Annotated in this window: 13 protein-coding genes; 8 read left to right on the top strand and 5 right to left on the bottom strand. The window is 71.1% G+C overall.

What is annotated here, in order from left to right:
- Positions 1-20: 20 nt before the first annotated feature.
- The 6 genes from ACIQ9E_RS29315 to ACIQ9E_RS29290 all read left to right on the top strand — a co-directional run bounded on the left by ACIQ9E_RS29315 (position 21) and on the right by ACIQ9E_RS29290 (position 3704).
- On the top strand, positions 21-701 hold the full coding sequence (locus ACIQ9E_RS29315; protein WP_366262773.1) for a VOC family protein: 681 nt from the start codon (positions 21-23) through the stop codon (positions 699-701).
- A complete protein-coding gene (locus ACIQ9E_RS29310) occupies positions 698-949 on the top strand; it encodes a hypothetical protein (RefSeq protein WP_403712159.1) in 252 nt (83 codons plus the stop codon). The genes ACIQ9E_RS29315 and ACIQ9E_RS29310 overlap by 4 nt, the downstream gene beginning before the upstream one ends.
- On the top strand, positions 946-2196 hold the full coding sequence (locus tag ACIQ9E_RS29305; RefSeq protein WP_403712157.1) for a hypothetical protein: 1251 nt from the start codon (positions 946-948) through the stop codon (positions 2194-2196). The genes ACIQ9E_RS29310 and ACIQ9E_RS29305 overlap by 4 nt, the downstream gene beginning before the upstream one ends.
- A gap of 34 nt (positions 2197-2230) precedes the next feature.
- Complete coding sequence (locus tag ACIQ9E_RS29300) at positions 2231-3082, top strand: alpha/beta hydrolase (RefSeq protein WP_403712155.1); 852 nt, start codon at positions 2231-2233, stop codon at positions 3080-3082.
- Between the two features lie 109 nt (positions 3083-3191).
- A complete protein-coding gene (locus ACIQ9E_RS29295) occupies positions 3192-3500 on the top strand; it encodes a GNAT family N-acetyltransferase (protein WP_366262767.1) in 309 nt (102 codons plus the stop codon).
- 72 nt (positions 3501-3572) lie between these two features.
- Positions 3573-3704 (top strand): (4Fe-4S)-binding protein, encoded by a 132-nt coding sequence (locus ACIQ9E_RS29290; RefSeq protein ID WP_403712203.1) that lies wholly within the window; start codon positions 3573-3575, stop codon positions 3702-3704.
- A 260-nt stretch (positions 3705-3964) separates the two neighbouring features.
- On the opposite strand, the gene kdpB is transcribed toward ACIQ9E_RS29290, so the two are convergent.
- Complete coding sequence (gene kdpB / locus ACIQ9E_RS29285; RefSeq protein WP_403712153.1) at positions 3965-6127, bottom strand: potassium-transporting ATPase subunit KdpB; 2163 nt, start codon at positions 6125-6127, stop codon at positions 3965-3967.
- Between the two features lie 511 nt (positions 6128-6638).
- Positions 6639-7598 carry a LysR family transcriptional regulator gene (locus ACIQ9E_RS29280; RefSeq protein WP_403712151.1) on the bottom strand — a complete coding sequence of 320 codons (960 nt, stop codon included), beginning with the start codon at positions 7596-7598 and terminating at the stop codon, positions 6639-6641.
- Between the two features lie 832 nt (positions 7599-8430).
- On the opposite strand from ACIQ9E_RS29280, the gene ACIQ9E_RS29275 reads away from it, so the two are divergent.
- Positions 8431-9198 carry a thioesterase II family protein gene (locus tag ACIQ9E_RS29275; protein WP_403712149.1) on the top strand — a complete coding sequence of 256 codons (768 nt, stop codon included), beginning with the start codon at positions 8431-8433 and terminating at the stop codon, positions 9196-9198.
- A gap of 83 nt (positions 9199-9281) precedes the next feature.
- Positions 9282-12041: an AAA family ATPase gene (locus ACIQ9E_RS29270; protein ID WP_403712147.1), complete on the top strand. Its 2760-nt coding sequence runs from the start codon at positions 9282-9284 to the stop codon at positions 12039-12041.
- 33 nt (positions 12042-12074) lie between these two features.
- On the opposite strand, the gene ACIQ9E_RS29265 is transcribed toward ACIQ9E_RS29270, so the two are convergent.
- From ACIQ9E_RS29265 to ACIQ9E_RS29255, 3 genes are all read right to left on the bottom strand, one after another.
- The gene (locus tag ACIQ9E_RS29265) at positions 12075-12857 is read right to left on the bottom strand and encodes an FkbM family methyltransferase (RefSeq protein WP_403712145.1); all 783 of its coding nucleotides are present in this window, start codon (positions 12855-12857) and stop codon (positions 12075-12077) included.
- On the bottom strand, positions 12854-14020 hold the full coding sequence (locus tag ACIQ9E_RS29260; protein WP_403712143.1) for a C9 hydroxylase cytochrome P450: 1167 nt from the start codon (positions 14018-14020) through the stop codon (positions 12854-12856). Before ACIQ9E_RS29260 ends, ACIQ9E_RS29265 begins: the two co-directional genes overlap by 4 nt.
- On the bottom strand, positions 14017-17922 hold a 3906-nt coding region (locus ACIQ9E_RS29255), incomplete at its 5' end, for a beta-ketoacyl synthase N-terminal-like domain-containing protein (protein ID WP_403712141.1). The genes ACIQ9E_RS29260 and ACIQ9E_RS29255, both read right to left, overlap by 4 nt.

The following is a 17922-nucleotide window of genomic DNA, read 5'->3' as shown; positions in this document are numbered from 1 at the left end:
TCCCCCGAGAGGAACCACCCATGTCGGACAGCAGCCGGGCCGCCGCCCCCAGGCCCGTACACCGGATCCGCGGAGTCGACCACGCGGCCTTCCCCACCTTCGACCCGGGCGCCACGGTCCGCTTCTACCGCGACGTCCTCAAGTTCCCCGTCGTGCATTCCATCTGTGCCGCCGGCTGGGGCCCGGAGCGGCACCCGGACTTCATCCACTTCTTCTTCGACATCGGCAACGGCGACCGGCTGGCGTTCTTCTACTACTTCGGATGGCAGCCCGCCGGAGACCCGACCGCGCCCGGGGACGCCTGGGCCCGGCTGCCGCACGACACCCCGGAGTTCTTCCGCAACTCCCGTCATATCGCCCTCAACGTGGCCGACGAGGAGGACCTGCTGGAGTACCGGCGCCGCCTGGACGACTCGGACTGGCCGGTGGAGATGCAGGTGATGCACGAGACCATCGAGTCGATCTACACCCACGATCCGAACGGCTACATGCTGGAGATCACCCGCCAGTTGCGGCCGGTCACCCCGCAGGAGGACCTCGACGCCGAACTGACCATCCAGGCGCTCTGCGATGTCACCGCGGGGGAGTCGCCGTCGATGGACCAGCTGCTGACCCGCAAGGCCGAGCTGATCGCCGAACGGGCCGCCGCCTGGGAAGCGGGCCGCCCGGACCGGCACCTGATCCACGGGGAGCGGGTGTGACCATGGCCCGCTTCTACATACTCGAAGTCCCCGAGAACGACGGTGTCGTCACGGTCGCCCGGCAGGACCCGGCCAACACCGTCGACAGCATCGGCCCCTACTTCCGGATCACCGCCGCCGGACCGATCGTGATCGACCGCCGGGCCACCGGCTGCCGCCACGCGGTCTGGTACAGCGCCGTCGCCGGTCTGGAGGACTCGGTCATCACCCAGCACGACAAGGACGCCCTGCGAGTGGAGGCGCGATGACCACCACTTCTCTCGGAGCCGGCCGCTATCAGGCTCCCGCGAGCCTCCCCGAACAAACCCGCACCAGCGCGCACCAGCTCACCACCCACGACGGGGCCACCGTCCACGGCCTCCTCCGCACGGTGCCCGGCGCCGCCACCGTCGCGTTCCTCATGCACCCCCGTCAGGACTTCTCCCACCACGTACTCGTCCCCGAGCTGCTCCGGCACGGCTTCGCGGTCTGGACCCAGGGCGCCCGGTCGACGGGCAACGACCTGACACTCCTCCACGAGCAGGCTCTGCTCGACATGGCGGCCGGGCATGTCTTCCTCCGCCGGTACGGCTTCGGGCACGTCGTCGCCGTCGGCCACTCCGGCGGGGCTGCCCTCGCCGCCTTCTACCTCCAGCAGGCGGCCCTGCCACCCGTCTCCCGGCTGGACAGCACCCCCGGAGGGAAGCTGGTCCCGCTCCCCGAGACCGAACTCCCGATGGCGGACGGGCTGATCATGATGGCCCCCCATCCGGGACAGGGCGCCCTGCTCCAGCGCGTTATCGACCCCTCGGTCATCGACGAGACCGACCCGCTCTCGGCCGATCCCGAACTGGATCCCTACCACCCCGACAACGGATTCGCGGTGCCACCCCGACCGTCGTCCTACTCGCCGGAGTTCGTGGAGCGGTACCGCAGGGCCCAGCGCGCACGGATCGAACGCATCGACGCCGTCGCCCGGGAAAGGGTCGAGATCGCGAACCGGGCGCGGAAGCGGTACGCCGCCGGGAAGCACGCACACGACCGGCGCGAGGCACTGGCCACCGGGGTGATCACCGTCCACCGCACGGACGCCGATCTCCGAGCGGTCGACCTCGGCCTCGATCCCAACGACCGGCCCTACGGCTCGCTTTTCGGACGCAGGCCCGACCTGACCAACTACGGGATCACCGGCTTCGGCCGGCTCACCACCCCCGAGGCGTGGCTCTCCACCTGGTCCGCCAACACCGCCCGCGCCGACCTCGCCGCCTGCGCGCCGGGGGTCACCGTCCCCTCCCTGCTCATCGAACTCACCGGCGACCAAGCATGCTTCCCCGCCGACGCGAAGCGCTTCGCCGAGCTGCTCCCGCACCCGGATGTCACCCATCTGCGGATCCCCGGCCGACACTTCGGCGCCCCGCTGCACGACGGCATGCCCTCCGGCGCGACCTTGGCCGGCGACGAGATGGCGCACTGGACGGCCGAACGATTCGAAGGCACTGCCCCCGCCCCACGCTGAGCAGGATCATCACACCCCCAAGGAGCGGTGCATCATGATTTCGCCCTACTTCGTCAGAGCCGACGGGCTGGGACTCTCCGGCCGGATATCCGGACGCACGTCACGGCCGCGCGGCCTGGTCGTCGCGCTGCACGGCGGGACTTACGATTCCGCCTACTACGACATCGGCCCCGGCTCACTGCTCTCCCTCGCGCCCGCCCTCGACCTGTGTGTCGTGGCCCTGGACCGGCCCGGATACGGGAGCGCCACCGGAAGTGGGGCGGCGGTCCAGTCCTTCGACGGCCAGGCCACGGTTCTCGTATCCGCGTTGAAGAAGATCGTCGACGATGTCCGGCCACAGCTCGGCACCGTTCTCGTCGGGCACTCCATCGGCGGCATGATCGCGCTCACTCTGGCCGCGAGGGGCGTGCCCGGTCTGCGCGGAGTGGAGGTCAGCGGCCTCGGTGAGACCTGGCGGCCCGGGATGCGCGAGATGTGGGGTTCGTTCGTCGGCGACGACCCCTTTGTCGAAGTCCCCGCGGAACCCCACGCCGAGGTGATGCTCGGCCCCCGGGGCACATACATGTCCACCCGGCGGGCTCTCGACGCGGAACTGATCCGGCCGATGCCGATGCCGGAACTGAAGGACGCGGTGCGCTGGTCCGAGCTGTTTCCGTCCGTCGCGGCGGATATCGGTGTGCCGGTCGCACTGACCTTTCCCGAGCACGACAACATCTGGATGTCCGACGAGGCCGCGCTGTCCCTCGCGACCGGCCGGTTCACCAGGGCGCCGTCGCTGAGTGCCGAACGGTTCGACGCAGTGGGGCACTGCGTCGAACTCCACACCCGAAGCCGCGCATACTCCCTTCGCCAGCTCGCCTTCGTCGAGGACTGCCTCGTCACCTGAACGGCCGGGTGCGGCGGAAGGTGCTGTAAGTTGACGGTTCAACGAGATACGGTGGCCCGATCGGCCGGGTTCCCGCAGAATCGGATCAGGTGCCTGAGGAGGAGTTTCCATGGCGGTCGACGTACGCGATGTGCCCGGGGCGAAGCGTTACGAGGCCCGTCTCGACGGCGGGACCGAGGTGGTGGGCTTCGCGGACTACATCCGTACGCCGGAGCTGATCGCGTTCGTCCACACCGAGGTCGGCCCGGAGTACGAGGGCAAGGGGATCGGGTCGGCGCTGGCCCGCACCGCCCTCGACGAGGCGCGGGCCGCGAACCTGCGGGTGCTGGCGACCTGCCCCTTCATCGCGGCCTGGATCGCCCGCCACCCCGACTACCAGGGCCTGCTGTACCAGTCCCGCAGCAGCGTCAGCGACTGAACCACCGGGCACATCGGCCACGGAGGCGGTATGAGTACCGAGTCCGGGAAGTAGTCCTGCAAGGGCCGGGCGATCACGGTCACGTTCGAGGCCGGGCGCTGCCTGCACGCCGCCGAATGTGTCCGTGGCCTGCCCGAGGTCTTCGGCAGCGCCGAGCGGCCGTGGATCCGGCCGGACGGCGCGGACGCCGACCGCGTCGCCTAAGTGGTGCGGCGCTGCCCTCGGGGGCACTGCGGTACGAACCGCGGACGGTATGCCGGAGGTCCCCGACCGGCCCACACGGATCACCCGCGGCCCGACCGGGCAGCTCACCGTACGCGGTGGACTGACAGTGGATACCCCGACAGGTCCACGCTCCGAAACCAGGGCTGTGCTTTGCAGCCCACCGAAACCGGGCGGGGCATGTCCGCTGTTCGTCGGGGCGGTCCAGTGGTGCCGGCCCGGCCGCGCCGCAGGGGGCGGGGTCAGCCCAGGCCGGGAATCGTGGAGACGACCAGGTCGATCAGCTTGATGCCGACGAAGGGCAGGACGAGGCCGCCGAGGCCGTAGACGGTCAGATTGCGGAGCAGAAGGTCATGGGCCGATGCGGGGGTGTAGCGCACCCCCCGCAGCGCGAGCGGGATCAGTACGACGATGATCAGGGCGTTGAAGATGATCGCCGAGGTGATGGCGGACGTCGGGCTGTGCAGGCCCATGATGTTGAGCGCCTCCAGGCCCGGGTAGGTGCCGGTGAACATGGCGGGGATGATCGCGAAGTACTTGGCGACGTCGTTCGTGATCGAGAAGGTGGTGAGAGCGCCCCGGGTGATGAGGAGCTGCTTGCCGATCTCGACGATCTCGACGAGTTTGGTGGGGCTGGAGTCGAGGTCGACCATGTTCCCGGCCTCCTTGGCCGCCGAGGTCCCGGTGTTCATCGCGACGCCGACATCGGCCTGGGCGAGGGCGGGCGCGTCGTTGGTCCCGTCGCCGGTCATCGCCACGAGCCTGCCGCCCTCCTGTTCCTTCTTGATGAGGGCGAGCTTGTCCTCCGGGGTGGCCTCGGCGAGGAAGTCGTCGACTCCGGCCTCCCGCGCGATGGCTCGGGCCGTCAGCGGATTGTCACCCGTGATCATGACTGTACGGATGCCCATACGGCGCAGCTCCGCGAACCGTTCCCGGACGCCGTCCTTCACGACGTCCTTCAGATGCACGGCACCGAGGACACGCGGTCCGCTCCGGTCGTCGACGGCGACCAGCAGAGGTGTGCCGCCGGACGCGGCGATGGTGTCGGCGAACCACCGCGCCTCGGCGGGGACGGTACCGCCCCGCATCTGCACCCATCCGATCACCTCGGCCGCGGCGCCCTTGCGGATCTGGTACGCGGCGTCGTCACTCCACCACAGATCGACTCCGCTCATCCTGGTCTGCGCGCTGAACCGTACGAACCGTGCCCGGCTCAGTTCGCCGTCGACGGGCTCCCTCAGCCCGTACCTCCGTTTGGCGAGCACGACGACCGACCGGCCTTCGGGGGTCTCGTCGGCCAGAGAGGCGAACTGGGCCGCTGTCGCCAGGGACAGTTCGTCGATGCCGGGCAGCGGGACGAAACCTGCCGCCTCGCGGTTGCCGAAAGTGATGGTGCCCGTCTTGTCGAGCAGCAGGGTGCTGATATCGCCCGCCGCCTCGACGGCCCGGCCCGACATGGCGAGGACATTGCGCTGGACGAGCCGGTCCATGCCCGCGATGCCGATCGCCGAGAGCAGCGCCCCGATGGTCGTCGGGATCAGCGTGACCAGGAGAGCGACGAGGACCGTCGTGGACTGGGCGGCACCCGCATAGGCGGCCATGGGCTGAAGGGCAAGGACCACGAGGACGAAAATGCAGGTCAGGGCGGCGAGCAGAATATTGAGTGCCAGTTCGTTCGGGGTCTTCCGCCGGGAGGCGCCTTCGATCAGGGCGATCATCCGGTCCATGAAGGACTGGCCGGGGCGCGAGGTGATCCGCACGACGATGCGGTCGGAGAGCACGATGGTTCCCCCGGTGACACCGGACCGGTCGCCGCCCGACTCCCTGATGACGGGGGCCGATTCGCCCGTGACGGCCGATTCGTCGACCGCGGCGACGCCGTCCACGACCTCGCCGTCGGCCGGGATCACCGCACCGGCCTCCACGACGACGAAATCGAAGGGCTGGAGATCGCGGGCGGCGATGGTCTCCGTCACCGCGGAGGTGAGGTCCGTACCGATGCGCCAGTTGTCGCGCAGCCGTACCGCGACCGTATCCGTACGCGCCCGGCGCAGGGACTCCGCCTGAGCCTTCCCCCGGCCCTCCGCGACGGCCTCGGCAAGATTGGCGAAAATCACGGTCAGCCAGAGCCAGACACTGATCACCCAGGCGAAGACGGACGGATCGAAAAGCGCGGACAGGGTCGTGAGCAGCGCCCCGGACGCGACGACGAACAGCACGGGGTTCCGCGCCAGCGTCCGCGGCCTCAACTTGTGCAGGGCATCGGGGAACGACGTCAGCAACTGCACCGGATCGAAGAGTCCACTCGCCCCTCTGCGCCGGGCGGACCGCCTGCGGCCACCCCCGCTGCCGGGCGGAGAGGCGGGGGAGACAGCCGGAGCCTTCTGGTGAGTGGCTGGTGACATGACGGAGACCTTCTTGACGGAAGAGCCGGACAGCCGTCGCCGACGGACGGCGCAAAGAAGCGCAGACGGCGCTGACGGGCACGGACGGCATGCAGGGTTCGGGGAGAAGGGGAATCTAAGCCCGGCGGTACGCCCTGCACCACGGCCTGCCGAGGAATTGACGACCCCCTGACAGGTCCGGGCACCGGGCGTCAAGTACCCGCCAAGAGACGAACGGTGCGCGTCAGGGAGCCGTCAAAGGTCCGACACGCGCCGGAGCGGGGAAGGCGGGGCCGCAGTCCGGGCGTCGGGACCGCCGTACCTCCCGGTGCGACACGCCTCGGCTTGTCCCGGGGAGACGGCACCCGCCGCGCAGGGGAGCCGTCAAGACCGCGCCGGAGTCCGTCAGGGGAGCACGGCGGCGGGGCCTTCGGAGGCAGTGAGACGCTGTCGCTGTGACAGAACGGAAGGCTTTCCAGACGTATCTGCGGCAGGCCGCCATCGGGATCGGAGAAGCCCCCGCGGGCACCCCTCAGTCCTGAGGGGCCCGGCGGGCGTGCGGCGGGGCATGGGCGCCGCTCGGCCGCACGGTCCCGTCGTCCGGATCCGCTCGGAAGGGCAGCTCCGTCAGCAGGTCGAGGAAGGCCCGCAACGGTGGCCCCGGACGTTTTCCCAGCCGCCAGGCGAGCACCTTCCGCAGCCGGATCGCGGGCTCCAGCGGTACCACGACGATCCGTTCGTCCAGGCGGAGCAGGGGATTCGCGTACGAGGTCAGGGCGATGCCGATCCCCTCGGCCACCAGCGCCACCTGGAGGGCGACGTCGGCCGTGGCGTAGGCGATGTCCAGCCGCAGGCCCTGCGCCGCGAAGGCGTCCCGGACGAAGGCGTGCGCCCCGGTGCCGGAGCCGTAGCCGATGAGGGGGCGGCGGGCCGCCTCGGTGAGGGTCATGGGATGGTCCGGGGCCCGGCTCCCGGCGGGCAGCACCGCGACGAAGCGGTCCTCCAGCAGCAGCCGTGAGTCGAAGCCGTCGGGCAGACCCCCCGGAGGTTCCGCTATCACCGCGGCGTCGATCTCCCCGCTGCGGGCCTGTGCCAGCAGTGCCGGGCTGGACGCCCCGGAGAGACGCACCCCCACCCCCGGATAGCGGCGGTGGTACTCACCGAGCAGCCGGGGAACACAGGTGCTCTCCAGGCCGCCGACGGTCCCCAGCGCCAGGGTGCCGCTCAGCAGGCCGGACCGGTTGGCGAACTCCAGGGCCGCCGCAGCGGCCGCCGCCAGACAGGCCCGCGCGTGCGGCAGCAGCGCAGCCCCGCCGGAAGTGAGCACCACCTGCCGGGGCAGGCGGGTGAAGAGCGGTTCGCCCAACTCCTTCTCCAGCGCCTGGATCTGCTGGCTGATCGCGGGCTGGACGACATGGCAGCGTGCGGCAGCCCTGGTGAAGGACCGTTCTTCGGCAACGGCGACGAAGTACTCCAGGGTGCGTAACTCCATGGCCGGGAGGCTAGCAACCCGCCCGGTCCGGACCGGGCCCCGCCGCCGGTACGCTCAGCCGCGCGGCGCGCCGCCGGGGGAGGCAGGACGTTCCCGGACGATCACCGGATCCGCATCACCCCGGGTGATGGCCACCATCAGAACGATGTATTGGCTTCACCGCTGCCCGGCGGGAAAACTCGTGAACGAGGACGGGCGGATCGGGCGAAATGGAGGCGCTCGATGCGCCCGTCGACAGCCGGCGCACCGTTCCCCGTGCCGTCGGCCCGGATGAGGCCGGAGACGTTCGGGTGCCCTGTCCTCGTGCCCCGCGCCGGCCGGCGCGGCTGAATTCGGTGCGCCCGGGTGACCGCAGAAGTACACAGAAGCACGCACAAGAACACAGATGGGCCGCGGCACATTCAGGATTCCATCGGCGGACGGCCCGAGTGCCGTCATGTGGTCGAAATATCGACGAGTGATGTCGGTGTTGTCAAGTAGCCCCAGCCTCCGCGCTGGGGGGTGAGACGCCTGGTCAGGGGTGTCACGTCCGTCACCGGCATCGTTAGTGTCGATTTGCCATCTTTGGACTGGAGGCCGGCATGTGCGTTCTTCAATACCGTCGGAGAGCGGTGACACTCCCCGGCGGGATGGGTACAGCCGCAGGGCTGCCGCTCCGGGATCATCAATTCGCGCCACTTTCCTCGCCCGCCTTTCCGGCCCGCGAAGGCCGGAACCGGATCGCGCGGGGGTCCGGCGGCGGCACGGTGGGGACGGGCACGGCGCACGGCCGTCCGGGGTGCGTGACCCCCCGGGCCCGCAGGGCGCCCGTGACCCGGACGGGATGTACTCGATGAAACAGGAACTGTGGCTGCGGCAGTTCTTCCCGGCGCCCGACGCTTCGGTACGGGTGGTGCTGCTGCCGCACTCCGGGGGGTCGGCGACCTTCTACCTTCCGATCGCCCGTGCGCTCGCCCCCGTGGCCGATGTGTTTGCCGTGCAGTACCCCGGCCGCCAGGACCGCCGGGACGAGGAGCCGCTGCGGGACCTGCACGCCCTCGCCGAGCTGGTCGCGGAGGTCCTGAAGCCGGGCCTCGACCGCCCGTTGGTGGTGTTCGGGCACAGTATGGGCGGGACGCTCGCGTTCGAGCTGGCACAGCGGATCCCGGTGGCGCACCTGATCGTCTCGGGCGTCCGCGCACCGTCGCATCCGCTCACCGACACCATCCGTCTGGCGTCGGACGACGCGTTGCTGGCAGCGGTGGCCGGGCTCGGCGGGACGAGCGCCGAGGTGATGGCGGACGACGAACTGCGGGCGCTGATCCTGCCGCCGCTGCGTGCCGACTACGTCGCGGCGGAGACGTACCGCTGGCGGAGCGGGCCGCCGCTGGACACACCGATCACCGTATGCATCGGTGACAGCGACCCCAGGACAACGGTGGAACAGGCCCGCGCCTGGGCCGGGCACACGACCGCGCCGACGACCGTGGAAGTCTTCCCGGGTGGCCATTTCTATCTGGTCGAGCACCAGCAACACGTGGCCGAAATGGTGGCCCGGGGCGTAAGGCTCGTGACACCAAGAGGAGAAGTGTCCGAGAAGCCCGATCACGCTGTTAGTTAATGCCATTCATACATAGTTGTATTTACCGGTAAATGCACGGTGCCGAAACCGATGGAGACGACGGCCGCGAGGTGGTTCCGGAAGTGCGAGCAGCCCCTTATGAACTGATCGCCCGTGACGACGAGCTGAACCGCCTCCACCGGGCACTCTCCGGCGCGGAAAGCGGACGGGGCGCCGTCGTCACCATCACCGGGCCGATCGCCAGCGGCAAGACGGCACTGCTCGATGCCGGCGCGGCCAAGACCGGCTTCGTCACCCTGCGCGCGGTGTGCTCCCTGGAGGAACGCGCGCTGCCCTACGGGATGCTCGGCCAGCTCTTCGACCATCCCGAACTGGCCGCCCGAGCCCCGGGGCTCGCCCGCCTCACGGCCTCCTGCGAGGGCCCGCCGATCGGCACCGACACCCGGCTGCGGGCCGAGTTCACCCGGACCCTGCTGGCGCTCGCCGCGGACCGGCCCGTACTGATCGGTGTCGACGACGTACACCACGCCGACGGCGCATCGCTGCTCTGTCTGCTCCACCTCGCCCGCCGTATCGGCCCCGCCCGAATCTCCATCGTGTTGACCGAGCTGCGCCGCCCGACACCCGCCGACTCCCGCTTCCAGGCGGAACTGCTGAGCCTCCGCTCCTACCAGGAGATCGCGCTGCGGCCGCTCAGCGAGACGGAGACCGCCGAGCTGGTGCGCCGGCACCTCGGCCGCGACACGCACGACGACGTCCTCGCCGAGACGTTCCGGGCGACCGGGGGAAACCTGCTCCTCGGGCACGGCCTGATCAACGATATCCGGGAGGCGCGGGCCACGGGCCGTACGGGGGCTGCGGCGGGAAGGGCGTATCGGCTCGCCTACCTGGGGTCGCTCTACCGGTGCGGCCCGACGGCGCTGCATATCGCCCGAGCGGCCGCGGTACTCGGCGCGAGCGCCGAACCCGTACTCGTCCGGCGGATGACCGGCCTCAACTCGGAAACGTTCGAGCAGGTCTGCGAGCAGCTGAACGACGCACGGCTGTTGCAGGACGGACGGTTCCCGCACCCGGAAGCCCGCTCCATCGTCCTCGACGACCTGTCGGCGCTGGACCGCCGGAACCTGCACGAGTCGGCGCTGGAACTGCTGCGGAACCACGGTGTGGCCGGGCAGGTGCTCGCCCGCCACCAGATCGGCACCGGCCGGGTGCACGGCGCGGATGCGGTCGAGCTGTTCACCGAGGCCGCGCGGGAGCATCATCTGCGCGGCGAACTGGAGGAAGCGGTCGGATATCTGGAACTCGCCCACCGGGCCTGCGACGACCCCGTCACCCGGGCCGCGCTGCGCGTCGAGGCCGCCGGGGTCGAACGCATCTGCGATCCGATGAGGGCCGGCCGGCATCTGCCCGAGCTGCTCACCGCATCGCGCGCGGGACTGCTCTCGCGCGAGCACGCCGTGTCCCTCGCCGACTGGCTGGCGATGGCCGGCCGGCCGGGGGAGGCGGCCGAGGTACTGGCGGCCCAGCCTCCCGCGGGCGGCGACGACCGGGACCGTGCACTGCTGGTCGTCGGCGAGTTATCCCTCGCGCTGGTCCATCCCGGCCGATCGGATCCGTGGCGCAGGTCCGACTCCTTCGCCGCGGGCGGGCTCGCCGCACTCCGCGGACCGGTCCGGCAGCGCGCGGTCGCGGACAAGGCCGTCATCGCGGCACTGCGCGGCCGCCCGGAGCTGGCGGACGCCCATGCCGAGCGGGTCCTCCAGTACATGGATGCCACGGCGGACCGGACCACGGCGATGATGGCGCTGCTGGCCGTCCTGTACGCCGAGAACACCGAGGCCGTCCAGTTCTGGGTCGACCGACTGGCCGGTGACGAGGCCGCGCGTACCCCGGCCGACGAGTCGCTCTACGCGGGGTTCGGCGCCGAGACCGCCCTGCGCCGCGGCGACCTGACCACCGCCGTCGCCTACGGCGAGACGGCCCTCGGGCCGCGGCTCGTACCCACCTGGGGAGTGGCTGCCACGCTGCCCCTCAGCAGCACCGTGGTCGCGGCGATCCGGCTCGGCGATCTCGACCGGGCCGACCGGTGGCTCTCCGAGCCGTTGCCGCAGGACACCTCGGAGAGCCTCTTCGGGGTGCATCTGCTCTGGGCCCGTGGGCGGTACCACCTCGCGACCGGGCGGCACCGGGCGGCGTACGCACTGTTCAGGGAGTGCGGGGACCGGATGCGGCACTGGGCCGTCGACGTACCGGGCCTCGTGCTCTGGCGGGTCGACGCCGCCGAGGCGCTGCTGACGCCCGGTACCGACCGCGCCGAAGGGCTCCGGCTCCTGTCCGACCAGCTGTCCCGGCCGATGCGTTCCCGGTCGCGTGCCCTGACCCTGCGGGTGCAGGCGGCCTACAGTCCACTGCCCCAGCGGATCGACCTGCTGGAGGAGGCAGCCGATCTGCTGGTCACCTGCAACGACCAGTACGAACTGGCCCTTGTCCTCAGTGACCTGGGCGAGGCACTCAACCTGGTCAGGCAGCACAACCGGGCACGGGGCCTGATCCGCAGGGCCCGGTATCTGGCGACCCAGTGCGGTGCGGCTCCCCTGCTGCTGAGGCTGGGCGCGAAGCCGTCGGACGTCGGCGGTGCCTGGGACGCGACGCTGGGACAGCGCATCACGTCACTGACGGAGTCGGAGCGCCGGGTGTCCGCACTTGCCGCCGTGGGGCGTACGAACAGGGAGATAGCCGACCACCTGTTCGTCACGGCCAGCACCGTGGAGCAGCACCTCACGAACGTGTTCCGCAAGCTGGGTGTGAAGGGCCGTCAGCAGCTTCCGAGGGAACTGGCCGATGTCAGCGAGCTGGCGGGCCGGGGCGACCGGTGCGGGTAGGGAGCTTCCCGGCGACCTCGCCGCCCCGGCGGTTCAGCCGGCCGGCCGCCGTGCGGCGACCTGGTGGATATCCGTACCGGCGAACAACGGCTCCTGCTCGCTGACGACGGTGAAGCCGTGGCCGCGCAGGAGCGCGACGATCTCGCCGAGCGCCCCTTCGGTGTCGTGGACCTCGGCGACGACCTGGCGGATACGGGGCCAGTCGGCGTCGTCGATACCGGCGAGGACGCGCCGTTCGCTCTTCTCGACGTCGATCTTCAGAAGGCCGATCGCCGTGATGCCGCGCTCCGCGACGACGTCGGAGATCCGGACCGTGGCGGTCTCGATCTCCACGCTCGTGTCGGGCAGCTGGGCGAGCATGATGTCGACGTCCTCGGCGGTGTAGCCGCCGTTGAGGCCGAGCGTACGCAGCAGCTCCCTGCGGCTCTCGGCATCCGTGTGGAAGCCCGACATCAACGTGGCGTCGGGGTAGAACGTCATCCTGCGGACACCGGCCTCGTCGGAGACCGCGCACTGGTCCACCCGGCCCGGGACGCCGTGCCGCAGCACGTTCGCCCGCAGCGCCGCGAACGGCAGCGGCGCCGGCTCGAAGGCGTGCACGGCCACTCCGGGACACTCCTGATGGGCGAAGAGCGTGAACATGCCGATATTGGCGCCGATGTCGAAGACCACGTCCCCCGGGCGGAGTTCGATGCCGTTGCGCAGATAGCAGCGTTCGGTGAAGATCTCCCGGTACAGGAACTGCGCCTCGCCCTGGTTGATATGGGAGACCGTCGTCCCGTTCGGCAGCCGCAGGGTCTCCGGCACCGGGGTCATGCCGCACCCCAGGTGACCCGCAGTTCGGCCGGGCTGAACAGCCCGAGGCCCTCGTTCATCGGTACGTCGCCGGCCAGGCGGACGTCCGGGAGACGCTCGAACAACCGCAGGGACGCGACCTTGATGAGCAGTCGGGCGATGTGCTGCCCGGGGCACTTGTGGATGCCGTGGCCGAACGCGAAGTTCCCCTCCGGCGGACGCCGCACATCGAACACATCGGGGTCCAGGAACAGCCGCGGGTCGCGGTTCGCCGTCGAATAGAGCGGGATCACGTTGTCGCCCGCGCTGATCCGCACGCCGTGCAGATCGACGTCTTCGACACAGACGCGCGGTACCCCCATCTGGTTGACCGGGAGGAAACGCAGCATCTCCTCCACCGCGTGGTCGGCCAGCTCGGGGCGGGCCCGCAGGGCCGCCTGCTGTTCGGGGTGGCTCAGCAGCGCGTAGAGGCAGTAGCCGACCATCTGCTGTACGGAGTCGTGCCCGGCGAACAGCAGGGTCGCGAACACCCCCGTCGCCTCGTCGTCGCTCAGCGAGATCTCGCCGTCCGCGGTGGCGGCGAGGCGATGGAGCAGATCGTCGCCCTGTTCGTCGCGTTTGGCGCGGACCAGCTCCCCGGCGTGGACGAAGAAGTCATCGGTCAGGGTCTTGACGCTGTCCAGGTCGGTCGAGCCGGTGATGCTCCGCATCCGGGTCTCCAGTACCGCTCCCTCCTCGGGGGTGAGCCCGTACAGCGCGTTGATGACGAGGGAGGGGAGCCGCTTCGCGTACCCGGGGATCAGATCGGCGCCGGGCCCGGCGGCTACGATCCCGTCGAGACAGGCGTCCGCCGCCTCGATGACGAAGGCCTCCTGCTTGCGTGCGGATCGCAGCGTGAAGTCCCCGGCGATCTTCTGCCGGTAGCGGCTGTGTTCCGGCAGGTCCATACCGGAGAACCAGCCGGGGCGCCGATCGGGCAGCATCTCGGACGGTGCGGCGGAACTGAACCGCGGGTCGTTGGTGACCAGCTTGACGTCTTCGGCGCCTGCGACCAGCCAGTGTTTGATGCCGAACAGATCGAAGGAGCCCACCGTGCCGCTCGCCAGGATCGCCCGGTGACCGTCCTGGATCGCGAACGGGCAGCGGCCGGCGGACGTCGTCTCGTCGTGTGTGTCGGTGCTCATCGGTGGTCCTTCCAGACGCGGGAGAGAGTGTCGAGGAGATCGGCGATGGCGGCACGTTCCGGGGCCGGTGTCGCCGCGATGTCCGCGGCGTCCAGCGACTCCATCTCCGTCAGGAGTTCGAGCACGGTGGGCGGGCCGCCGTCCGCGCCGTCGCCGAGCCGGTCCTCCAGATAGGCGGTGAGGGCGGCCGGGGTGTCGTGGTCGAACAGGACGGATGCCGGCAGGTCGAGACCGGTTGCCGAGGTGAGCCGGTTGCGCAGTCGCTGCACCGCCAGCGAGTCGAAACCGAGCGCGAAGAACGTCGATTCCGTGTCGACTCCGGCGGGGTCGGCGACACCGAGGAGCGCCGCGGTGCTCCGCCGGACGATCTCCGCGATGTCCGGCTCCGCCGCCTCGGGCTCCTCACCCCGGACGGTGTCCGGCGAGACGGTCGGCGTACCGCCGCTCGGGCCGGGCGCCAGCCAGTACGAGCGGTGCTGGAACGGGTAGACGGGGAGGTCCACCGGGCGCCCGCCGGCCAGGACCACGGCCAGGTCCACCGGGGCTCCGTGTACGTGGAGTTCGGCGGCGGCGGTCAGCGCCGCGGTCTCCTCGCCGGTCCGGGCGCGCAGCACCGCATGATAGGTCCCGGTGCTCCCGCCGGTGTTCTCCGATGCGGCCGAGGCGAGAGCGCCGGACGCCCCGACGGCCACGAACATGTTCACGCCGCGGTCCGCCAGCTCCCGGACGGCGTCCGCGAAGAGCACCGGCCGGCGCGCATGGCGCAGCCAGTGTTCCGGGGTCGCGAGTTCGCCCGCCGCTTCACGGCCCGTCGTCGTGGACACCACCGGCAACCGTGCCGTACCGAACGGGATGGATTCGAGGACGGTACGGAAGTCGTCGAGGGCTCCGTCGACCTGCCGCGAGTGGAAGGCGTGCCCGACGTTCAGCCGCTTCGCGCGCCGCCCGGACGCCGCCCACTCCCGTTCGAACGCGGCCATGTCGTCCGGTGCGCCCGTGACCACCACGCCGGTCGGGCCGTTGACCGCGGCGATGTCCAGATCCGTGGAGGCGGTGAAGGCGCCCACCTCCGCCGGGGTGCCGTCCACCGCCGTCATGGCCCCCGGCGGCAGCGCCCGCAGCGCCCGGCCACGGGCCACGATCAGCCTGGCGGCGTCCGTGAGCGTGAGCACCCCCGCCGCATGGGCCGCGGTGACTTCGCCGACGGAGTGCCCGACGACCACGTCCGGGCGCACACCCCAGTGGTCGAGAAGTCTCAGCAGTGCCACTTCGAGCGTGAACAGACCGGCCTGCGCGTACAGGGTGTCGTGGACGAGTTCACCGTGCTCACCGCGCTCATTGTGGAAGACGTCCGTGGGGGAGTGCTCAAGCTGCCCGGCGAACGCGGCCGACACCTCGTCCCAGGCGGCGGCGAAGACGGGGAAACTCCGGTGGAGCCGGTGCCCCATGCCCGCGCGCTGGGCGCCCTGGCCGTCGAAGAGGAAAGCGATGCGCCGTTCCTGGGCGGTCCCGGTGACGGTTCCGGGCGCGTCGACGCCGTCCGCGAGACCGTCCAGTACGGTACGGAACCCGTCGATGCCGGCGGCGACGGCCGCGGCGCGGTACGGCAACCGGGCGCGGCTGGTGGCCAGCGCGTATCCGATGTCCAGCGGGTCGGCTTCCGGGACCGCCGCCAGATGGTCGCGGAGCCGGGCGGCCTGCGCCCGGAGCGCGGCCGGCGACCGCGCGGACAGCACCCAGGGCACCGGCCGGGGCTCCTCGGGGGCCGGCCGGGGCGCGACGGGCGCCGGACGGTGCTGTTCGAGGACGAGATGGGCGTTCGTTCCGCTGAGCCCGAACGCGGAGACGGCCGCCCGGCGCGGACTCCCGTCATCCGGCCAGGGCCGGTTCTCCGTGAGCAGCGCCACCCGCCCCGCGGTCCAGTCGACGGCGGGCGAGGGCTCGTCCGCGTGCAGCGTCCGCGGCATGGTGCCCGCCCCGATCGCCTGCACCATCTTGATGACGCTCGCGACACCGGCAGCGGCCGTCGCATGCCCGATGTTCGACTTCAGTGAGCCGAGGCGGACCGGTTCCCGGCGGTTCTGCCCGTACGTCGCGATCAAGGCGTCCGCCTCGACCGGGTCGCCCAGCCGGGTGCCGGTGCCGTGTCCCTCGACGATATCCACGTCGGCGGCGGTCAGACCGGCCGCGGCGAGCGCCTTGCGGATCACCCGCTGCTGCGAGAGGCCGTTCGGCGCGGTGAGCCCGTTGGACGCCCCGTCGGACGTGACGGCGCTGCCACGGACCACGGCGAGCACGGTGTGCCCGAGCCGCTCGGCATCGGACAGCCGTTCGAGAACGAGTACGCCCACGCCCTCGGCCCAGGTCGTACCGTCCGCGCCCGAACCGAACGATTTGCAGCGCCCGTCCGCCGCCAGACCGCGCTGGCGGGAGAACTCGATGAACGCGGCCGGTGAGCTGAGTACCGAGACGCCGCCGGCGAGTGCCAGCTCGCATTCGCCCAGGCGCAGCCCCTGGCAGGCCAGATGCAGGGCGACCAGCGACGACGAACACGCCGTGTCGACGGTGACGGCCGGGCCCTCCAGCCCGAGCACATAGGCGATCCGCCCGGACAGCAGACTCGTGGAGCTGCCGGTGACCGCGTTGCCCTCGGTGTCCTCGGCGCCGAGCCCGTACCCCTGCGCCGCCGCGCCGACATAGACGCCGACCTCCCGGCCGTGCAGCGAAGCGGGGTCGATCCGGCCGCGTTCGACGGCTTCCCACGCGGTCTCCAGCAGCAGTCGCTGCTGCGGGTCCATGCCGAGTGCCTCGCGTGGGCTGATGCCGAAGAACGCCGCGTCGAACTCCGCCGCTCCGTCCAGGAATCCGCCCCGCAGGTTGTACGCCTTGCCCACCGCGTCGGGATCCGGATCGTACAGCCCGTCGAGATCCCAGCCCCGGTCCCCGGGCGCCATGGTGATCGCATCGGTGCCGGACTCGACGAGCCGCCACAGCTCCTCGGGTGAGGTCACGCCGCCGGGCAGCCGGCAGGCCATCGCCACGATCGCGATCGGCTCGTCCCGGTCCCGGTCCCGGTCCCGATCCTGGTCCCGGTACGGGACATCCGGGGCGGGCACGGGGTCGGCCGCGGACCGGGTGGCGGGAGCAGCGAGCAGTTCCAGCAGATGCCCGGCGAGCGCCTGCGCCGTCGGATGGCTGAACACCACCGTCGTCGGCAGCCGCAGCCCCGTCTCGGCCGCGAGCCGGTTCCGCAGGTCGACCGCGGTCAGCGAGTCGAAACCGAGTTCCCGGAACGGCCGGTCCGCCGCCACCCGCTCGCCCGCGCCGTAGGCGAGCACCGCGGCCGCTTGGCGGAGCACGATGTCCAGCACCACGCGCCGCTGCTCGGTGACGGTGCGTCCGGTGAGACGTACCGCCAGCGGTTCGTCGCCGGCGTTCCGGGCGACCCCGCGCACCGGTCCGGTCCGCTGGGCCACCAGACCGCGGAGGAGTGGTGCGACCGGGCCGTCGAGCCGGGTGGTGTCGACCGTCGTGGCGACGACGACCGGCTCCGGGGTACGCGCCGCCGCGTCGAGCAGCCGCATGCCGTCCGCCGCGCTGAGCGGCGGGAATCCGGCACGCCGGATGCGTTCACGGTCCGCTGCGGTGAGCTTCGATGTCAGCGCGCTGACGTCCGCCCACATGCCCCAGGCGAGGGATTGCGCGGGCAGGCCCATGGCGTTCCGGTGCTCCGCGAGCGCGTCGAGGAAGGCGTTCGCCGCCACGTAGTTCCCCTGGCCGGGGCTCCCCATGACACCGGCGACGGCGGAGTAGAGGACGAATGCGGCGAGGTCGGTGTGGCGGGTGTGGTGGTGGAGGTGCCAGGCGGCGTCGGCTTTGGGTTGGAGGACGGTGTGGATGCG

The organism is Streptomyces sp. NPDC094448 (genome assembly GCF_044763775.1).
In the GTDB taxonomy this organism is placed as follows: domain Bacteria; phylum Actinomycetota; class Actinomycetes; order Streptomycetales; family Streptomycetaceae; genus Streptomyces.
This window is presented reverse-complemented; position numbering and strand designations above follow the sequence as displayed.